The organism is Halanaerobium sp. DL-01 (genome assembly GCF_003338615.1).
Taxonomy (GTDB): Bacteria; Bacillota; Halanaerobiia; order Halanaerobiales; family Halanaerobiaceae; genus QPJE01.
The window spans coordinates 56044-75724 of record NZ_QPJN01000010.1; the positions used below are offsets into that span (position 1 = coordinate 56044).

Here is a 19681-nt window from a genome sequence, read left to right on the forward strand (position 1 = left end):
GTTTCCCCAAAATTTATTTTCAAGCTGCAAAAAGGGGGCTTTAGTCATCAACGAAATTTTTAGATTTATCTAAAACTCAATTCGGGTGTGAAATAGGACACACTAATCAATGAGTCCTCCTGACTCATGATTAGCTCACTCCATCCTGCAGTTCAACCCTATTTCTTCCTTCATTTCGTTAAGATTCATTGACTAAAAATTTCAATATTCCTGTATCTCCCCTTTTTGCAGCAGTATATAAAAAATGGGGAAAGTCCAGAAAAGCAATTGTATCTAAAAATTTAAGATTTATTTTAAGCCAATTTTACTGACAAGTTTACCTTTTGGCATATATCCAACAAGCTTGTCTTTAACTTTTCCATCTTCAAAAATCATCATGGTTGGAATACTCATAATTCCATATCTGGCTGCAGTTGACTGATTTTCGTCGACATTAAGCTTACATACTTTAATATCTTCACTATATTCTTTTGCAATTTCTTCTACAACAGGAGCCACCATTCTACATGGTCCACACCATTCTGCCCAGAAATCAACCAATACTGGTTTATCTGATTTTAATACCTCTCTGCTGAAATTTCCATCTGTTACTTTTTTTGGTTTGCTCATTTTAAAAATTTCCTCCTTGATAATTATATTGTGTCACTATACTTATACAGCAGCTTCCTGCTCAAGTATTTTTTTAATTTTTTTAAGTATTGTTTTTGCTGGTACTGCTCCAACCTGTTCTGCCGCACCGAAATTAATAACTGTTTTTGGAACTCCTGATACATTATATTTTGAAGAAAATTCCTGGAATTCTATAGCTTCCACCATTTCTCCTCTAATGTTGGGATTCAGCAGTGCCATCTGATGTGCCACCCTTACAGCACGAGGACAATAAGGACAGGTAGGTGTGATAAATACCTGAATAAGAACATTCTGATCTATTTCTTTAATCTGCTCTTTTATATCTGCAGAAAGATCGATCCTATCTCTATTTGAAGTATCCAAGATATCTTCAATTAGTGTTGTAAATTCATATCCTGAAGGAATACCGTAAAAATGTACTCCAGTATCATTACCATCTGCATCATACAAAATAGTTGCCGGAGCACGATCTATATTCATTTCTGCTGCCTTTTCACTATCAAGCATATATTTTTCCACTGTCACTCTGCTGTCCAGCTCTGTTATTTCTGTTAAAATCTGTTCTGTATCTTCACAGTACTGACAGTCTTCTTCTTTGCTGAAAAAATATAATTTAACTTCATCTTTCAGATTTTCCTGAAAAAGTTCTTTAATTTTATTTTTTTCTTCCTGATCAATTTTAGCCATTAAATATCACTCCCTAGTTTTATTCATAAAAAATACCGGATTAACTTTATTTGCAATATCCATTATATACGATATAGTATTTTTTAAAGTTAAGTAATTAACATTTTCTCAAATTATTATAAAACTAAAAAAATATAAGACACCGGAAAAAGCACCGATGTCATATATTGAGTAAGTTACAATCATAAAAATAATACTATTTTTCTAAAAATACACTGTAGCCTAGATAGGTATGATAAACATCTGCCTTACTGACAACTTCATAAGGTGAGTGCATTGACATAACAGCAGGACCACAGTCTACAACATCCATGTTGTAGTTTGCCAAAAACTGGGCTATGGTTCCACCACCACCTTCATCTACTTTACCAAGCTCTGCTATCTGCCAGTAAACTCCAGCCCCATTAAACAGGCTTCTTACTTCTCCCATAAACTCTGCACCTGCCTCAGATGCACCTGATTTTCCTCTAGATCCTGTATATTTAGAAATAACAACTCCTTTTCCTAAATATGCAGAATTATGTTCTGCATATACTTCTGCAAAATCAGGATCATAGGCTGCATTTACATCTGCAGATAAAACCTTAGAATTCTGGAGCACTCTTCTCAGCAGAAGTTCACTATAATTATCATAGTAAAGGTTAACCATTTCTGCTACCTGATCTTCAAAAAAGTGTGACTGCATACCAGTACTGCCCATACTGCCAACTTCTTCTCTATCCATCAGCAAAACTACAGCAGTATATTTAGGATCATTAATGTCAAGAACTGCCTCAAGAGCTGTATAACTGCAGACACGGTCATCATGTCCATAACCTGCCAAAAGACCTCTATCAAATCCAGCATCTCTGGTTTTAAATGCCGGAACAATCTGCAGATCTGCACTTACAAAATCTTCACCTGTAATATCATATTCTTTTTCCAGATAATCAAGTAAAGCAGTTTTTACCTTTTCTTTTGTATCTTCATCATTAACTGGAATACTGCCGATAACCACATTTAGTTTTTCTCCTGTTATTCCTTCACTCATCTTTTTTTCCATCTGTTTTTTGCCTAAATGTGGCAGTACATCACTGATAAAAAATATAGGGTCATCTTCTTTTTCCCCAATCTTTAATTCTATCTCTGAACCATCTTCCTTTACTACAACTCCATGCAGTGCAAGCGGCATTGTAACCCACTGATATTTCTTTACACCACCATAATAATGAGTTTTAAACATGGCTAGTTCGCCATCTTCATAAAGAGGATTTGGTTTTAGATCAAGACGTGGTGAATCAATATGTGAGCCAACAATTTTTAAACCTTCCTGCAGATCTTTTTGCCCTATCACTGCAGCCATTAAAGCCCTTGAACGATTAACCATGTAGACTTTATCTCCTGTTTTTAGTTCTTTATATTCGTCTATATTTTTAAATCCAGCTTTCCTTATCTTCTCAATAGAAGCACCGGCAAACTCTCTTTCTGTTTTGTTTTCTGTCAGAAAATCAGCATATCCTCTGTTAAAGGCAAATACCTCTTCTCTTTCGTCTTCTCCCATCTCAAGCCAGGCATTTTTTGCTTCATAACCTTTCCTTTCTTTACTCATCTATCTTCCCCCTCTTATTCTTTATTAATATCTTTCTTTATTATATCAGGATAAAACATAGATTTTAAGTTATTTCACTACATTTTTTGTACCGGGTACAAATGAAAAGATTCACAGATGGTCTACATAAGTGTTATAATTCCTTTTGATCTCTTCCATGCTGTCTCCGCCAAATTTTTTGCACAGACTTTCTGCAATTACAGCTGCAGATACTGCTTCTCCCACTATACTTGCTGAAGGTACAGCACATACATCTGACCTCTCTTTTGCAGCCTGCCTTTCTTCTTTTGTAATTAAATCAGCAGTATGCAGTGGTTTAGCGAGAGTGGGAATCGGTTTCATCGCCAGCCGGAGAACAATTTCCTCCCCATTGCTGATTCCCCCTTCTACTCCACCTGCATTATTTGTTTTTCTGTAAAATCCTTTTTCTTTATCATAATAAATTTCATCATGAACTTTTGAACCTGGTCTGGCTGCTGCAGCAAATCCAGTTCCTATTTCTACACCTTTAATTGCCTGTATACTCATAAGTGCTCCAGCAAGTTTAGAATCCAGTTTGTAATCCCAGTGAACATGGCTTCCAATTCCAACTGGCATGTTTCTTATAATTATTTCAAATATCCCTCCAACAGAATCTCCCTCTGACCGCCAGGAATTTATCAGTTCTATCATTGCTTCTGTTTTATTCTCACTGCCACAGCGGAGAGGAGATTTTTCGACTTTTTTAAAATATTTTTTTATTTTTTCTGAGATCAAATTATTATCTTCAGATGATTCCATTTTAAATTTTTCTTTCTTTTTAATTTCCGCCCAGCTGTCAGATTTTATACTACCTATCTGAACAACATGACTGTAAATTTCAATATTCATTTCTTTCAAAAATTGTTTAGCAACAGCTCCAACTGCTGTTCTGGCTGCTGTTTCCCGGGCACTTGCTCTTTCCAGAATATTACGTAAATCTCTAAAATTATATTTTAAAGCTCCAGGAAGATCTGCATGCCCAGGACGCGGATTTGTCAACTTTTCTGCATCCTCATTGCTTCCATCAGGTGACATTACTTTCTGCCAATTTTTCCAGTCCTTATTTTCTATCCTCATGGTCAGCGGTGTTCCCAGTGTTAAACCTGATCTGAGCCCTGATGTTATATTAACCTTATCGCTCTCTATTTCCATTCGGCCGCCGCGACCATATCCCTGCTGACGGCGAAATAATTCATTATTTATTTTTTCGATATCTATTTTTAATCCTGCAGGAAGACTTTTTATAACTGCAGTAACTTCGGGTCCATGTGATTCACCTGCTGTAATGTATTTAAACAATCTCAATCCTTCCCTTCTCTGCTGACAAAAATTTTATTTTCAGCACCCTGTTTTAAAATCTCAAAAACTCCGTTTTTATCATTTTTACTAAGCTTTTCTTTTATATTTTCAAGATTTTTAATATATTTTCCCAGCACATCTTCTAAATTATCTCTATTTGTCCAGAAAATATCCTGCCAGAGTTCAGGACTTCCACCAGCAATTCTTGTCATATCATAAAAACCACTTCCGGCCAGTCTGTATAATTTTTCTTTTTCTCTCTCACTGCAGGCTGTATTAAGAAGAACAGCAGAAACAAGGTGGGGAAGATGACTTAATACAGCAGCACATCTATCATGTTCTTCAGCATCTATAATATAGACTCTGCAGCCAATTTTTTTTAACACATTTTTAATTTTTTCTACTATCTTCCTGTCTGTATCTGCAGCTGGAGTTAATATAAACGGTGCTTCTACAAAAAGTTCTGGATCAGCAAATTTTACACCTGATTTTTCCGAGCCGGCCATTGGATGTCCACCAATAAAAAATCTATTTTCCTGTCCTGAAAATTTATTTTCAGCTTTTTTTAAAATCTCTTTTTTGGTGCTGCCTGTATCAATTATTATTTGCCTGGTCTCTTTAGAATAAGGTAATTTATCCAGAATACCAAGTATATTAAAAATTGGAGCAGCCAGTATAATCAAATCAGAATTATTAAGATTGCTACCTATTTCAGTATATCCTTCATCTATAATGTTCATTTTTTTTGCCCTGAGCAGATTTTCTTCATCTATATCTATCCCAATAATTTTCTCTGAAATAGATTTTTTTCTAAAAGCTGCAGCAAGTGACCCTCCAATCAGTCCAACACCTAAAACTGCTGTTTCTCTGAATTCCTTCAATGTTTTTTCATCCTTTCTCTCTTTTTAAATCTTTTTAGAGATTGATGAATAACAGCTACTTCCTCCATTAAAAGTTGAAAATTCTCCGGTTTTAGGGACTGTGGACCATCTGAAAGTGCTTTTTCTGGTTCAGGATGAACTTCTACCATCAGCCCATCTGCTCCTCCAGCTACTGCTGCCCTGGCCATTGAAGTAACCAGCTGCCATCTTCCTGTACCGTGGCTTGGATCAACAATAATTGGAAGATGACTCTGCTGTTTGACAAGAGGAATAGAACTTAAATCCAGGGTATTTCTGGTTTCTTCACCAAAACTTCTAATACCTCTTTCACAGAGTATCACCTGCTGATTACCCTCAGACATAATGTATTCTGCTGCTAGAAGCCACTCTTTAATTGTGGCTGACATTCCCCGTTTCAACATTACTGCTTTATCAAGTTTTCCTACTGCTTTGAGAAGGGGGTAGTTCTGCATATTTCTGGCACCTATCTGAATGATATCCGTATATTCTCTGAGGAGATCAATATGTTCTAAATCCATTAATTCTGTCACTATCTTTAGACCTGTTTTTTCTCTGGCTTCTGCCAGGTATTTAAGACCAACCTCTCCCAATCCCTGAAAAGAATATGGTGATGTTCTCGGCTTAAATGCTCCACCCCGCAGTATACTTGCACCACCTTTTTTTACTATCTGCGCTGTTTTAATTATCTGTTCTCTGCTTTCTACTGAACATGGGCCTGCCATTACAGTTAATTCTTCTCCACCAATTTTTACTCCATCACCAAGATCAATCACTGTTTTTTTGGGCTTAAAATCCCAGCCAACAAGTTTATATGGATCCAGAATAAGTATTACTTTTTCTACACAGTCAAAAGTAAGGAGCTTATCTCGCAGATCCTCTCTATTATCTCTGTCACCAACAAGTCCTATAATTGTCTTTTCTACCCCTTTGGAAACATGAATATCATAATCTGCATCTCTTATAACCTTTTTAACTTTTTCAAAGCATTTTTTTGATTCCCCTGATTTTAAAACTGCAATCATTTAGAACCCCCCTTTTAGATTATCGCTAGTTATACTTCTCATTTTCTAATGTCAGCTTATATTTCATTATTTTGATATTTTTAACATTTATTATTAATATTTCTAATATTATTCCTGGCTTTTAGACAACTTCTTTCAGCTTTTCTATCAGTATTTTATTTTCCTCATGACAGCCAATTGTTACTCTGATCCAGCTTTCCATTCCCAGTCCACTTCCTGAGCGAACTATTACTCCTCTTTTCATCAGTTCTTTAAATACTGCATCAGAATCTTTTTCTGCATTTATCATCATAAAATTAGTTTCTGTTTCTATATAATCAAGCCCCATTTTTTCCAGTTCACTGTAAAGATATTTTTTTTCCTTTTTATTCATATCTCTGCATCTTCCCACATGTTCCTGTGCCTCCAGAGCTGTCAGAGCTGCTTTTTGAGAAAGCAGATTTACATTAAAGGGGCTGCGCAGACGATTTAGATAATCAACTATTTCTGGACTGCCAAAACCATAACCTACTCTCATCCCGGCCATTCCATAAATTTTAGAAAATGTCCTTAATATAAAAAGGTTGGGATATTTATCCAGCAGATCAGTGCCATCAAAATAATCATCGGACTCCACATATTCATAATATGCCTGATCAACTATCAGCAATACATTTTCGGGCAGCTCATCCAGCAGTTTTTTTATTTCTGAGCTCGGCACAACTGTCCCGGTTGGATTATTGGGATTGCAGAGAAAAAAGACTTTTGTCCTTACGCCCACCTTGTTTTTCATTGCTTCTAAATCATGTTTATAATCCTCTGTCAGCGGTACTTTGACACTGATTCCATCTCTTGCTCTAACTGAAAGTTCATATTTAATAAATGACGGATCTGCCTGTACTGCTTCATCTCCTGGATTTATAAATAATGTCAGCAGAAGATCCAGTATTTCATCAGAACCATTTCCAATAAATATTTTTTCTTCTTCAATATTATAAAAATTGCTTAAGGCATTTTTTAAATCTCTGCTGTCTGAATCGGGATAAAAATTAATATTAGCTGCATTATCCTTAATTGAATTAATCACTTCTCTGGCCGGACCATAAGGATTCTCATTAGAGGCAAGTTTAATTATTCTCTCCAGCCCGTACATTTTCTTTACCTCATCTATACCTTTTCCTGCCTGATAGCGATTCATATTTTTTATCCCCTTACAGACTCCATCTGCTATTCTGCTCATTTTTTTACCTCCTGATTAAATTGATTTTAACAGTTCTGCAAAACCGGGAAATGATGTGTTTATTATTTCACTTCCATTTATAGTAACTGCAGATTCTGTTTTTAAAGCTAACACTGCCAAAGACATTGCTATTCTGTGGTCATGATGACTCTCAAGTGTTTTTCCACCTGATATGCAGGCTGGTCCATCAACTGCCATGCCATCTTCAAACTCTTCAATACTGATGCCGAGTTTTCTGAATTCATTAACTACCGCACTAATCCTATCTGTTTCTTTAACACGCAGTTCTTCAGCATCTCTGATTACTGTTTTTCCCTCTGCTGATACAGCCAGAACAGCTATAAGCGGTATTTCATCTATCAGCCGTGGTATTATATCTCCGGATATTTCTGCTGCTTTTAGCTGTGAGGATCTGACAAGAATATCTGCAGTCGGTTCTCCAGCTTCTTCTCTTACATTGAGAAGTTCTATATCTCCACCCATATCTTCTACAACTTCCAGGAATCCGCTTCTGCTGTAATTAATTCCGACATTTTTCAGCAGAAGTTCTCCTTCTTCTGCTGTCAGAGCAGCTGTTATAAAGAAAGCAGCTGATGATATATCACCCGGAATTTTTATATTAAAAGGATTAAGCTTCCTCTTTTTTGATTTTTTAAGGATGATTTTACCACTACCTATTTCTAAATCTACTCCTGTATTTTTAAGCATTCTCTCTGTATGATCTCTTGATACTGCTGGTTCAATAATTGCAGTTTCTTCTTGAGATTGAAGTGCAGCAAGCAGAAGTGAAGATTTAAGCTGAGCACTTGCGACCGGAAGTTTATATTTTATTCCGGTCAATTTTTGCCCCTTTATGCTCAGAGGTGCCAGTCCACCTCGACGCGAAAAAATCTCAGCTCCCATTTTTGTAAGTGGGCCTATAATCCTCTGCATAGGTCTCCTGCGCAGAGAATGATCTCCTGTCAGTACAGAATAAAAGTTCTGTGAGGAAAGAAGCCCTGTAAGCAGCCTCATAGATGTACCAGAATTCCCACAGTCAAGTACATCATCTGCTTCTTTAAGACCTTCTATTCCCTTTCCTTTTACTGTATACTCTCCTTTAGATTTCTTTATTACCTCTACTCCAAGTTTCCTCATGATATTCATTGTGCTCAGGCAGTCTTCTGCCTCAAGCAGACCTGTTATTTTACTATCCCCTTCGGCTATTGAAGCTAAAATTAATGCTCTGTGTGAGATAGATTTATCTCCCGGCACATTAACTTCTCCTTTAATTTTCTTTTTGGGTTCAATTTTTAAATCCATCTGCTTCTTTCAACCCCTTTCGCTGTCCTGTAATCTTATTATACATAAGCTATTTTTTTCTCACTGGATTCAAAGCTGTACAGTGTTTTAGAAATAGCTGCAATTTCGACCATCATAGAATAATATTTTTCTGGTTTAAGAGATTGAGGACCATCTGACAGTGCATTTTCTGGCTCAGGATGAACTTCTACCATAATTCCATCTGCTCCAACTGCAGCAGCTGCCCTTGCCACAGGAGTTACCAGCTCCCATCGTCCTGTTCCATGACTGGGATCTGCAATTACCGGCAGGTGACTTAACTGCTGTACAAGTGGTATTGAGCTCAAATCCATGGTGTTTCTTGTTTCTTCACCAAATGTTCGGACCCCTCTCTCACATAAAATCACATTATGATTACCTTCATTCATTATATATTCTGCTGCTAAAAGCCACTCTTTAATTGTGGCTGCCATTCCCCGTTTTAACATAACCGGTTTATTCAGTTTACCTATTTCCTTGAGCAGAGAATAATTCTGCATATTTCTGGCTCCTATCTGAATAATATCGGTATACTGACAGACAACATCAATATGTTCTATATCCATCAGTTCGGTTATAATCTTTAGACCAGTTTTTTCTCTGGCCTCTGACAAAATTTTTAGACCCTCTTCACCCAGCCCCTGAAAAGAATAAGGAGAAGTTCTCGGTTTAAATGCACCACCCCTCAGTATTTTTGCTCCACCAGTTTTTACAATTTCTGCAGTTTTTAAAAGCTGTTCTCTACTTTCTACTGAACAGGGCCCTGCCATAATAGTTAACTCACTTCCACCTATCTTTACATCATCTCCCAGATCAATAACTGTCTTTTCCTGTTTAAAATTCCAGCTTGTCAGCTTATATGGATCAAGTATTAAAACAACCTTTTCCACACAGCTCATTGTCATCAGTTTTTCTTTTAACTTTGTTCTATTATTTTGATTTCCCAGCACACCTATTATTGTTTTCTCCACTCCCTGTATGGGATGAACATCAAAATTCTCTTCTTTTATTACCCTAATAACTTTTTCCTTATCTTCCTGTCCAGCATTTCTCTTCAGCACTGCAATCATATATATAAACTCCTCTCATATTTTTATTATTTAAAAATCTTATAATTTAAAAGTACCTATTTGTCATTATATATTTTGGTTCTCCCACAAAAAGGTTATTATCTCTAACTCATTTTTCTCACTAAATACAAAAAATCGCCCCAATTCAGGGCGACTATATCGCGGTACCACCTGCATTAATCTCATTAATTAAAGTTTAAGCAATTAATAAAGATTATCTCTACTGGAAGCCAACACTTCCTCACCGGATAACGACGGTCTACGGCCTAGCTTACTATTATTTCAGCTGGCAACTCATGGGGTGTAATTCAGCCTGTGCTTACTTGGTCCCCATTCACTGTTTTTCTGAGATATATTATATTAAATGGTATTATAGCAGTAAAATTAGCTTTTGTCAACAATTATTTACCTGAACTTTCCCCATTTTTTATATACTGCTGCAAAAAGGGGAGATGCAGGAATATTGAAATTTTTAGTCAATGAATCTTAACGAAATGAAGGAAAAAATAGGGTTGAACTGCAGGATGGAGTGAGCTAATCATGAGTCAGGAGGACTCATTGATTAGTGTGCCCTATTTCACACCCGAATTGAGTTTTAGATAAATCTAAAAATTTCGTTGATGACTAAAGCCCCCTTTTTGCAGCTTGAAAATAAATTTTGGGGAAACTCCTGTTATTTACCATTTATCTCTGTGCCCTCATAATATTAAATTTTTATTTTATTTAACTTTGATTTTAAAATAACTATCACATCACTGCAGCACCTCAGTTTTCTTTAATTTCTTTTCTTTTTGTGAAAGTAATTTAACTACCTGATAACTTCCCAGAATACGAAAATATCCTGACTTTTTTTCTACTTCTTTAAGTGATTTTTTTAAATTTTTATCCTCCAAATTACCAGCCAGATCTATATAAAACATATATTCTCCCAGTTTTTTTCTGGTCGGTCTTGATTCAATCCTGCTTAAATCAATTTCTCTTCTGGCAAATTCCCCCAGAATATCATGAAGAACACCTGCTCTATTTTTTTTCGGTGTACATATAATAGAAGTTTTGCATCTTTTTTTCTGCCCAGCATCAGTATTATTTTGAGATGATACAAATTTTTTGCTTCTCCCGATAATTACAAATCGTGTCGTATTGGGCAGTTCTCCTTCCAGGTTGGAGGCTGTGATTTCTAAATCATATATTTCTGCCAGTCTAAATGATCCTATGGCTGCTCCTTTTTTATCTTCCGCAACTTTTTTTGCTGCCGCAGCGGTGCTTTCTGTAGAAAGCAGCTTTGCCTGAGGCATTTTACTGCTCAAAAATTTTTCGGACTGAGCAATTGCCTGTGGATGACTGTACACCGTCTTTATTTCTGTTATACTTTTCTTTTCTGGTGTAAGCAGAAAATGTTCTATTGGTAAAACCAGCTCTTTTAAAATCTCTACTCCTTCATTTTCAAAAAGTAAATCAAGACTTATGTTGACAGAACCTTCCAGTGAGTTTTCCAGAGGAAGTAATGCAATATCAACCTCATTTTTATTTACGGCTTCAACCAGCTCCCGTATGGAATCATATGGAATAATTTCTTCATCTTTACCAGTACAGTAATTAATAACTGCAAGTTCACTAAAAGTTCCCGGCGGCCCAAGATATGCACATTTTTTCTTCATTCTTTACACTCTCCTTTTAAAATGATTTAAAGTCTTTGTGATAAGCTATAATTAAATGCAAAAAACCCCCGTTCCTACTAAAGAACGAGGGTTAAAATCCCGTGGTACCAATCTTTTTGGCTAAAAAGCCCACTTATTGAGTTACAGAAATAGATTATCATCAAAATCATTTAAAGCTAAAAATAACATGCCTGAAATGAAAATTCATTTCAATAACCTGTCAGAATAACGGCAGACTACCGGGACAGCTTACTTTTTTGTTCGGCTGCCAGCTTACAGGGGAACTTCACTAAATTAATCATTACCGGACTCTCACTATCACCAGCTCGCTGAAATAAATTATTTCAGTTACTTTACCTGATCAGTGCTTTTATTTATCTTAATTTTTTATTAGTTTATATTAAAATATTCTTAATGTCAAGAAAAAACGGATAAATTCCGGTGCTTATTTTATAAATTACGCAGATATGGATCTGATACATCTCTAAGCCAGTCTCCTACCAGATTAACAGAAAGGATGGTAAAAAAGATAGAAAGACCAGAAAAAGTCGCAAGCCACCATGCATTATTAAGATAATGTCTGCCATTGGCTAGAGCAACTCCCCATGTCGGCATTTCCTGTATTCCCAGTCCTAAAAATGACAGTGCTGATTCCAGCAAAACTACACTGGCCGTTCTTAAAGTGGCAAGTATAATTAATGAATTAATAACATTGGGAGCAATATGTTTAAATATTACACCAATATCACTAACACCAATTGCTTTTGCTGCTTCCACAAACTGTGAACTTTTTATATTCAAAACTTCACTTCTGACCAGTCCACCATAATAACCTGCAAACAAACCCAAAATTCCCCCAAAAACACCTGATAAAACTACTGCTAAAAAACTGATAACAAGCGAAATCCTTGCCCCATATATCAGCCAGCTGAAGAGATCCCTGCCCAAATGATCGGTTCCAAGTGGGTATTCAAGACTTCCTCCCTCCATCCAGAACGGAGGTTTTAATCTGGTCATTAAATCCTGAGACATAGGATCATGAGGTGCTATTTGTTTGGAAAATACAGCTGATGTTATTAAAAGTATTATAAAGAGAATACTAATTATTGCAGAATAATTCCCTTTTAAGTTATGCCAAAGTTTTTCATATTTAAGATTCCCCTCCTGACCTTTAGTCATATCTAATTTGTGGATTGAGAAAAACATAAGATAAATCTGTTAAGAAATTTACTATAATAATCAGTACAGCAAAAACAATAACAGAAGCTCTTATAGTTGGGAAATCCCGATTGTAAATTGCCTGAACAACAAATCTCCCCATTCCGGGCCATGAGAATATCGTTTCTGTTAAAACCGCTCCTCCAAGCATTACTCCAATCTGCATACCAAAAACGGTAATGGCAGGAATAGCAGCATTGCGCAGAGCATGTTTAAAGATAACTATCTTATTTGTAAGGCCTTTTGCTCTGGCTGTACGAACATAATCTTTATTTAAAACTTCTAACATACTAGAACGCATTAATCTCATTAAAGGTGCTGTTGTAAAAAATCCGAGTGTAAGTCCAGGCATTATTAATTATATCTACATTCCCTGTCACTAGTTCTGCAATTCTTGTACTTGGTTCTGGAATAGATCTAAATACAAGGCGGTCAATTTCCGGTTCTCCACGCCAGTGATCAGGATTTTTTTCCATAACTATTCTTTCATCTCTATCCCATTTAACAAATTTAAATGGTCCTGTTCCCATCGGATGGCTGGCTAAATATTCTTCAGAATGTTTATTCATATAGTGTTCTGCCAGTATTTGTGTCATGGATAACCTGGCCAGCAGCAGTGGATGCGGTTCTTTAGTAATAAACCTAACTTTATAATCATCAAGAACTTCTACTTTCTCTACCATAGAATGATAGGGAGCAAACTGTGATCCAACTTCAGGATCCAGAATTCTATCAATAGTGTATTTTACATCATGTGCAGTAAACTTTATGTGCAGTAAACTTTTCTCCATCATGCCAGTAAACATCATCACGAAGATAAAAATCCCAGGTGAGTTCATCAACATTTTCCCAGTCTGTTGCAAGTGCAGGAATTAAATTAAGATCCTCGTCTCTCCAAACCAGGGTATCATACATATTTTCCAGAATATTACTGGTTGAAGTTATTGATTCCATACAGGGAATCATCGTTGTTGCGTCAACTCCCTGTGCAACAACCTCCTTTTCTTCTGCCAGTACTGATGTAGAAAAACTCATCAACAATAAAACCCCAATAATCGAACAGACAACTAAATAATTGAATTTTCTTCTCATTTCTAGCTCCTCTCCTTAGTTGAATTAATAAAATAACAAAATTACTCCACTTCTAAATATTCTTAATATTTTAATCAATCTATGTTTTGATATAATTCAATAGAAATCGTGAGATTCCTTTTTATTTAAAATATTTTTGCTGTTTTAAATAAATTTAAAAAGCCAGGGCAAAAGCCCTGACTGTATTTTTTATATTATATCGAGATAATTTTTAAATTAATTTTTAATCAATCAGTGAATTTGGCCAGTACTTCCATTAACTCATCAATAATTTCGTCTCCTTCTTCATTTTTAACTGCTCTCTGAACACACCCGTGAACATGTTTATCAAGGATTTTAAGACCAACTTTTTTGAGTCCTCCCTGAACCGCATTGATCTGATGTAAAATATCAACACAGTATTTTTCTTCATCTACCATCCGCTGCAGGCCGCGAACCTGTCCTTCTATTTTTCTTAAGCGATTTGTTAGTTCTTTTTTATCCAGTTCACATAAAGAATTCATCCAATCCCTCCTCTCACTTCTCAACACTCTCATTTGATAATTTTAATCAGCTCATAAAGCTGACTGTACCTGTATTCATTTATTTATAATCCGCCTGTACATTTTCGCGCCTTAAGAGATTGGCATTTGTAACAACACTAATTGAACTTGTAGCCATTGCCATTTCAGCAATAACAGGGTGTAACAATCCCATAATTGCAATCGGAATTGCAATCAAATTGTAAAAGAAAGCCCAGAATAAATTCTGCTTGATCTTCTTAAATGTTGCCCGGGAAAGTTTAACTGCAGTAATCACAGAAGATAAATCTCCTCGTACAAGGGTAATATCTGAAGATTCAATTGCAATATCTGTACCGGTACCAATTGCTATTCCAACATTTGCCTGAGTTAAAGCCGGTGCATCATTGATTCCATCACCAACCATAGCTATAACTCCAAATTCAGACTGTAATTCTTTTACCTTATCTACCTTACCATCAGGCATAACTTCGGCAACTACATGATCAATTCCTACTTCTTTTGCTATTGCTTCAGCTGTTCTCTGATTATCTCCAGTGATCATTGCTGTTTCCAAGCCCAGTTTTTTAAGTTCAGCAATTGCCTGAATCGAATCTTCTTTTAGAGCATCTGCCACAGCAACTATTCCCAGCATTTTACCATCAGCTGCAGCCATCATTGCAGTTTTAGCTTCATTTTCTAACCTCTTTAATTCATCTTCAAAATCCGAAGTATCTATCTCAGAAGATTCCATTAATTTTCTGCTGCCGACAAGTACTTCTTTACCATCAACTTCTGCTTTAACTCCTTTACCGGTCACAGAATTAAAGTTTTTAATTTCTTTTAATTCAATTTCTCTGTCCTTAGCTCCTCTAACTATTGCCTCTCCCAGGGGATGCTCAGAGCCTGCTTCTACACTTGCAGCCAGCTGCAGCAATTCCTGATCACTGCTGTCTGGAGCTGCAGTTATATCAGTTACCTCAGGTTTACCTTTGGTAATGGTTCCCGTTTTATCAAAAACAATTGTGTGTACATCTTTCATAGTCTGGATTGCCTCTCCTTTACGGATTAAAACTCCATTTTCAGCGCCAATTCCACTTCCAACCATCAGCGCAGTTGGCGTTGCCAGTCCCAAAGCACAGGGGCAGGCAATAACTAAAACAGCAATTGTTGCAAAAATTGCCAGGGTAAATGTTCCTAGAGTAGGATCAACCCAGGGCAGAAAAGATTGTGCCCAGAAACCAACTTCTCTTAATGCATCAGGAAAGATCAGCCATAAGACAAAGGTTGAGGCTGCTATAATTAAAACAGTTGGGACAAAGATTCCTGTTATCTTATCAGCAAATTCCTGAATGGGAACTTTAGTTCCCTGAGCTTCCTCTACCATTTTAACTACCTGTGAAAGAAAGGTGTCTTTACCAACTTTAGTGGCTTTAACTTTAATCAATCCATTCTGGTTAACTGTAGCACCAATTACCTCGTCTCCCTCTTTTCTTCTAACAGGCATTGACTCTCCAGTTGCCATTGATTCATCAACTGTCGTCTCACCTTCTACAATTTCTCCATCAGTAGGTATTTTTTCTCCTGGTTTGATCAGCATAATATCTCCAGGCTGTACATTTTCAATTGCAACTTCTTTTTCATTTCCATTTTCAATAATTGTGGCAGTTTTGGCTCCCAGTTCCAGCAGTTTTCGAATTGCCTGAGAGGCCCTACCTTTTGCTGTTTCTTCTATATAACGTCCGGTTAAATGAAAAGCCATAATCATTGCTGAAACACCTGCATAATTGGCAATTGGAGTAAAAAACACAGCCGGGCCGGTTATAAAAGCAGCTCCAGTACCCATTGCAATTAAAACATCCATATTGGCACTGCCGTGGCTGACCGCTCGATAGGCAGTAACAAAAGTTTTGCGGCCAAAAATAAAGAGCGGTGGAATAGCCAGTACAATCATTCCTAAATTAAATATCTGCATATTGGGCCAGGCAACACCAAAGAACATCTCTGGAATCATCCAGAGCATGATTGGAATTGTAAAAGCCCAGGTCCCCCACATCTTTTTCTTTGCTGCTTTAACTTTTTTCAGATCATCACTTATTTCATCCTCAGCACTCTCACTACTTTTGTCTGTTTCTTCATCTTCAAAACTGAGCAGCTCATAACCAGAATTTTTTACAATTTCTCGAAAGTCATTTTTGCTTAAAATTTCTGGATTATATTCAACACTACCCTTTTCAGTTGCAATATTAACATTTGCCTGATAAACACCGTCACTTTTATTTAAAGCCTTCTCAACTGCTGCCGAACAGCTGGCACAAGTCATTCCACCTACCTTAAAAGAAGTCTTTGCCTTTTCTTCTTTAACACCATAACCGCTGTTTTCAACAACCTCAATCAATTTATCTCTGCTGTTTTGCTGTGGATCAAAAGTGACATATGCTTTTTCAGCAGCAAAATTAACCTGTGCCTCACTTACTCCATTTGCTTTGTTTAAAGATTTTTCTACCGTTTGAGCACAGCTGGCACAGCTCATATCTGTTATTTTTAAAGTTATTTTCTTACTAGCCATTATTCTGCACCTCCATTAAAATTATATAAATTTTATCTAAAATCCAAATAATTAAATCTACTTTTTATTTTCTTTTTTTGTTTTTCCATCTCCACAACAGTCCGGAACATCATCTCCATACTGCTTTTCATTGGCGGAAGCCAGTTTGTTAACAAATTTCTGCCACCAATTTTTTTTGCTTTTATCCTGAACCATCTTATATCCTCCTCAGAGTATAAACTATATTAATTCTAAGAGTACAATTAATTTTTTATTTAAACTTCTAAAAACAATGTCGTGCAGCTTTGCTTATTATTTAATTTCGATTAATTACTCTTTTAATTCTCGGTTTAAACGAAGAAATTTTTTCAAGATAAGAATTAAACATTTTATTTATTAAAAAAGAAAGAATTAAAAAAATAAAAGTACCAGCAATACCTGCCAATTCTACTGCCGCTATACCAAATAAAGATGCCATCCAGACTCCAAAAAAATAGCCAATTATCATTAAAAATATTGGAATCACATAAACAACAACAGTAGCAAATAGGAGATTCCCTTTTTCCATTTCAACTAAAACCTGATCTCCGGCTGTAACTCCAATTTTATCTTCAACTTCTAAAACAATCTCATCCTGGTCATGACTATCACCGGCCAGACTGCAGCTTTTATCACATTTGCTGCAGGCAGAGTATCTGACTATTTTCAATTCTGCTTTATTCTTTTTACTTTTAACTACAGTAGCTAATTCTTCCATTGGAGTTTTCCTCCTCATTTTATAAGATATACCCCTACAATGTATATATAGATTAAAATTTTTTAAATTTTATACTGTTTTAATATATTTGTAACCAGCCTCTTCAACAGCAGCTTTTAACTTCGATTCTGCTACCTCTTTTCCCATTTCTACTACAGCCTGACCCTGATCAGCATCAGCTTCTGCAGAAATAACACCATCAATTTTTTCTAATTCTTCTTTAGTATGCATTTCACAGTGTTCACAGGACATTCCTTCAATAATAATTGTTTTTTTCATTTTTTAACATCTCCTTTATACATTATACATGTAGGGGGTATAAGTTATAATAACATTACTTAGTATTTATGTCAAGATTAAATTACTTTTTTAATTCAATTTCTTTAACTATATCGGACATCAGATCATTAACTTTAACCAACTTCAGTCCGGCTTTTTCTATATTCTCAATAGTTTTGCGGTTAATATTGGCTCCCCAGGTATAGAGGCTGACCCAGTTAACCCAGTCCATCATTTTGCCTACAATTTCATTCTGGCTGCGCATATGCTCCAGCATTATTATCCTGCCGTCTTCTTTGAGCACTCTTTTTAATTCTTCTAGACCTTTTATCGGATCAGGTACCGAGCAGAATACACAGCTGGTAACAATCAGATCAAAATAATTATCTTCAAAATCCAGATTCTGAATATCCATCTCCAGCAATTTTACTTCTTTATTATATTTTTTAGCTTTTTTCTCTGCTTCTTCAATCATTTTGGAACTAAAATCTATAGCAAAAATTTCAATATCATCCGGGTAGTATTCAATATTCTTGCCACTGCCAACTCCGGCTTCCAATAATTTGATCTCACTCCTGTTCAATTTAGATTGATCAATTTTTTTACTCACCTTCTGCCAGATATTCTGGCGCCAGTCTCCCATCTTTCCTTTTTCCATGATAAGTTCTAAAGAATCATAGACTGGAGCAATTCGATCATAACGTTTTTTAATTTTATTATTTTCACTCATAATAAAAACTCCTTGTTTTATTCTATATACCCCTATATGGTATCTTTAATCATAGTATAACACTCAAGATTAGTGCTGTCAAGAAAAAAAGTGCTTATCTCCAGAATGAGAAAGCACTTCTATAATATCCAATATATTTATTATTTTAATCATTTTTAATTAAAATTTTTTTCTGTCCCTGCATTGAAATAATGCCTTCTTTCTGCAGTGCTGATAATTTGCGGCTTAGTGTTTCCTGAGTTGTTCCGATCAAATTTGCCAGACCATCCCGGCTTAGAGGTAAATTTATTAAAATTCCATTTTCTTTTTTTATTCCATTTTCCTTAGCCAGCTCCAGCAGTAAACGCATTGTTTTTTCTTTTGCATCTTCCAGAGCCAGAGACTGCAGTTTATTTTCTGTTTTGGTTAAGCGGCTGGTAATTGCTGATAGCAGTTTATAGGAAAGTTCTGATGATAACTTAATTAATTTTTCCAGTTCATTTTTGGGAAGTAGACAGATACTGCAGTCACCTACCGCTTCTGCACTGCTGCTCAACTGCTCTTCTTTAAATAATACCAGTTCTCCAAAAAAATCTCCTTCTTTTAACAATCTTAATATATACTGGTTTCCCTCTTCATTACTTCTATATAATTTAACCAGGCCGGACTCAATAATATATATGTTTTTCCCAATTTCACCCTCCAGATAGATTAATTCTCCACTTTTATATTCTTTATTTTTGACCAGACTATTTAATTTAGATATTTTTTCATTATCCAGATCAGAAAAAATAGGTACCTTTCTCACACATGCCTCATGACTACAGGAATCCATAATTTGACCCTCCTCGGGGCAAGCCCACGAGGTTTGCGAGCAGACTTTCATTCTATCACCCTCAATTATAAATTTTGGATATCTGCTTTCTCCAGTTAATGCTTTTTTAATTTAGCAAATTCAAAGGAGAAAACAGATACCCTTTATTATCTATTTAGTCTTTTCTACCTGATATCCTGTTTTTGCTACTGCTTTTTTTAGACCAGCGATATCTATTTTATCAGGATCATACTCTACATTAGCCTTACTGGTTGTATAATGAACATCAGCTTTTTTGACTCCTTCTGTTTTATTTAAAACCTGTTCTATCTTATTTGCACAATCCGG

At 35.9% G+C, this 19681-nt stretch carries 22 protein-coding genes and 1 other annotated feature; all 22 genes read right to left on the reverse strand.

Translation table 11 applies throughout. The features are described 5' to 3' along the window. Positions 1-288: 288 nt before the first annotated feature. Entirely contained in the window at positions 289-609 is a 321-nt protein-coding gene (gene trxA, locus DER71_RS05280; RefSeq protein WP_114457931.1) for a thioredoxin, read from the reverse strand. 42 nt (positions 610-651) lie between these two features. After that, a complete protein-coding gene (locus DER71_RS05285) occupies positions 652-1317 on the reverse strand; it encodes a thioredoxin family protein (protein WP_114457932.1) in 666 nt (221 codons plus the stop codon). Positions 1318-1513: 196 nt separating this feature from the next. Beyond that, the gene (locus DER71_RS05290) at positions 1514-2905 is read right to left on the reverse strand and encodes an aminopeptidase (protein WP_114474384.1); all 1392 of its coding nucleotides are present in this window, start codon (positions 2903-2905) and stop codon (positions 1514-1516) included. A gap of 111 nt (positions 2906-3016) precedes the next feature. Continuing rightward, the gene (aroC, locus tag DER71_RS05295; RefSeq protein ID WP_114457934.1) at positions 3017-4225 is read right to left on the reverse strand and encodes a chorismate synthase; all 1209 of its coding nucleotides are present in this window, start codon (positions 4223-4225) and stop codon (positions 3017-3019) included. Positions 4226-4227: 2 nt separating this feature from the next. After that, positions 4228-5106, reverse strand: a complete 879-nt coding sequence (locus DER71_RS05300) for a prephenate dehydrogenase/arogenate dehydrogenase family protein (protein WP_114457935.1) — start codon at positions 5104-5106, stop codon at positions 4228-4230. Then, positions 5103-6149: a 3-deoxy-7-phosphoheptulonate synthase gene (aroF, locus tag DER71_RS05305; RefSeq protein ID WP_114457936.1), complete on the reverse strand. Its 1047-nt coding sequence runs from the start codon at positions 6147-6149 to the stop codon at positions 5103-5105. The genes DER71_RS05300 and aroF (DER71_RS05305) overlap by 4 nt, the downstream gene beginning before the upstream one ends. 121 nt (positions 6150-6270) lie before the next feature. Further along, positions 6271-7368, reverse strand: a complete 1098-nt coding sequence (gene hisC / locus DER71_RS05310; RefSeq protein ID WP_114457937.1) for a histidinol-phosphate transaminase — start codon at positions 7366-7368, stop codon at positions 6271-6273. 15 nt (positions 7369-7383) lie between these two features. Continuing rightward, positions 7384-8670: a 3-phosphoshikimate 1-carboxyvinyltransferase gene (aroA, locus tag DER71_RS05315; protein WP_114474385.1), complete on the reverse strand. Its 1287-nt coding sequence runs from the start codon at positions 8668-8670 to the stop codon at positions 7384-7386. Positions 8671-8708: 38 nt separating this feature from the next. Then, positions 8709-9758: a 3-deoxy-7-phosphoheptulonate synthase gene (gene aroF, locus DER71_RS05320; RefSeq protein ID WP_114457939.1), complete on the reverse strand. Its 1050-nt coding sequence runs from the start codon at positions 9756-9758 to the stop codon at positions 8709-8711. Between the two features lie 752 nt (positions 9759-10510). Further along, positions 10511-11416, reverse strand: a complete 906-nt coding sequence (gene pheA, locus DER71_RS05325; RefSeq protein ID WP_114457940.1) for a prephenate dehydratase — start codon at positions 11414-11416, stop codon at positions 10511-10513. A 78-nt stretch (positions 11417-11494) separates the two neighbouring features. Continuing rightward, positions 11495-11790 (reverse strand) — a binding site (T-box leader). A gap of 76 nt (positions 11791-11866) precedes the next feature. Then, positions 11867-12622 (reverse strand): ABC transporter permease, encoded by a 756-nt coding sequence (locus DER71_RS05330; protein ID WP_114457941.1) that lies wholly within the window; start codon positions 12620-12622, stop codon positions 11867-11869. Further along, on the reverse strand, positions 12588-12944 hold the full coding sequence (locus tag DER71_RS05335; protein ID WP_233486997.1) for an ABC transporter permease: 357 nt from the start codon (positions 12942-12944) through the stop codon (positions 12588-12590). The genes DER71_RS05330 and DER71_RS05335 overlap by 35 nt, the downstream gene beginning before the upstream one ends. After that, entirely contained in the window at positions 12925-13428 is a 504-nt protein-coding gene (locus tag DER71_RS05340; RefSeq protein ID WP_158531720.1) for an ABC transporter substrate-binding protein, read from the reverse strand. Before DER71_RS05340 ends, DER71_RS05335 begins: the two co-directional genes overlap by 20 nt. Beyond that, a complete protein-coding gene (locus DER71_RS05345; protein ID WP_114457944.1) occupies positions 13385-13726 on the reverse strand; it encodes an ABC transporter substrate-binding protein in 342 nt (113 codons plus the stop codon). Before DER71_RS05345 ends, DER71_RS05340 begins: the two co-directional genes overlap by 44 nt. 227 nt (positions 13727-13953) lie before the next feature. Beyond that, positions 13954-14229, reverse strand: coding sequence for a metal-sensitive transcriptional regulator (locus DER71_RS05350; protein WP_114457945.1), 276 nt, complete (start codon positions 14227-14229; stop codon positions 13954-13956). Positions 14230-14308: 79 nt separating this feature from the next. Further along, positions 14309-16795: a heavy metal translocating P-type ATPase gene (locus DER71_RS05355; protein WP_114457946.1), complete on the reverse strand. Its 2487-nt coding sequence runs from the start codon at positions 16793-16795 to the stop codon at positions 14309-14311. A gap of 57 nt (positions 16796-16852) precedes the next feature. Continuing rightward, complete coding sequence (locus DER71_RS11930) at positions 16853-16990, reverse strand: LDCC motif putative metal-binding protein (protein ID WP_158531721.1); 138 nt, start codon at positions 16988-16990, stop codon at positions 16853-16855. Positions 16991-17090: 100 nt separating this feature from the next. Beyond that, positions 17091-17531: a SoxR reducing system RseC family protein gene (locus tag DER71_RS05360; protein ID WP_158531722.1), complete on the reverse strand. Its 441-nt coding sequence runs from the start codon at positions 17529-17531 to the stop codon at positions 17091-17093. A gap of 69 nt (positions 17532-17600) precedes the next feature. Further along, positions 17601-17810 carry a heavy-metal-associated domain-containing protein gene (locus DER71_RS05365; protein ID WP_114457947.1) on the reverse strand — a complete coding sequence of 70 codons (210 nt, stop codon included), beginning with the start codon at positions 17808-17810 and terminating at the stop codon, positions 17601-17603. Between the two features lie 82 nt (positions 17811-17892). Next, on the reverse strand, positions 17893-18540 hold the full coding sequence (locus DER71_RS05370) for a class I SAM-dependent methyltransferase (RefSeq protein ID WP_114457948.1): 648 nt from the start codon (positions 18538-18540) through the stop codon (positions 17893-17895). Positions 18541-18685: 145 nt separating this feature from the next. Beyond that, on the reverse strand, positions 18686-19354 hold the full coding sequence (locus DER71_RS05375; RefSeq protein ID WP_114457949.1) for a Crp/Fnr family transcriptional regulator: 669 nt from the start codon (positions 19352-19354) through the stop codon (positions 18686-18688). 150 nt (positions 19355-19504) lie between these two features. Next, the gene (locus DER71_RS05380; protein ID WP_233487378.1) at positions 19505-19663 is read right to left on the reverse strand and encodes a cation transporter; all 159 of its coding nucleotides are present in this window, start codon (positions 19661-19663) and stop codon (positions 19505-19507) included. Positions 19664-19681 lie beyond the last annotated feature (18 nt).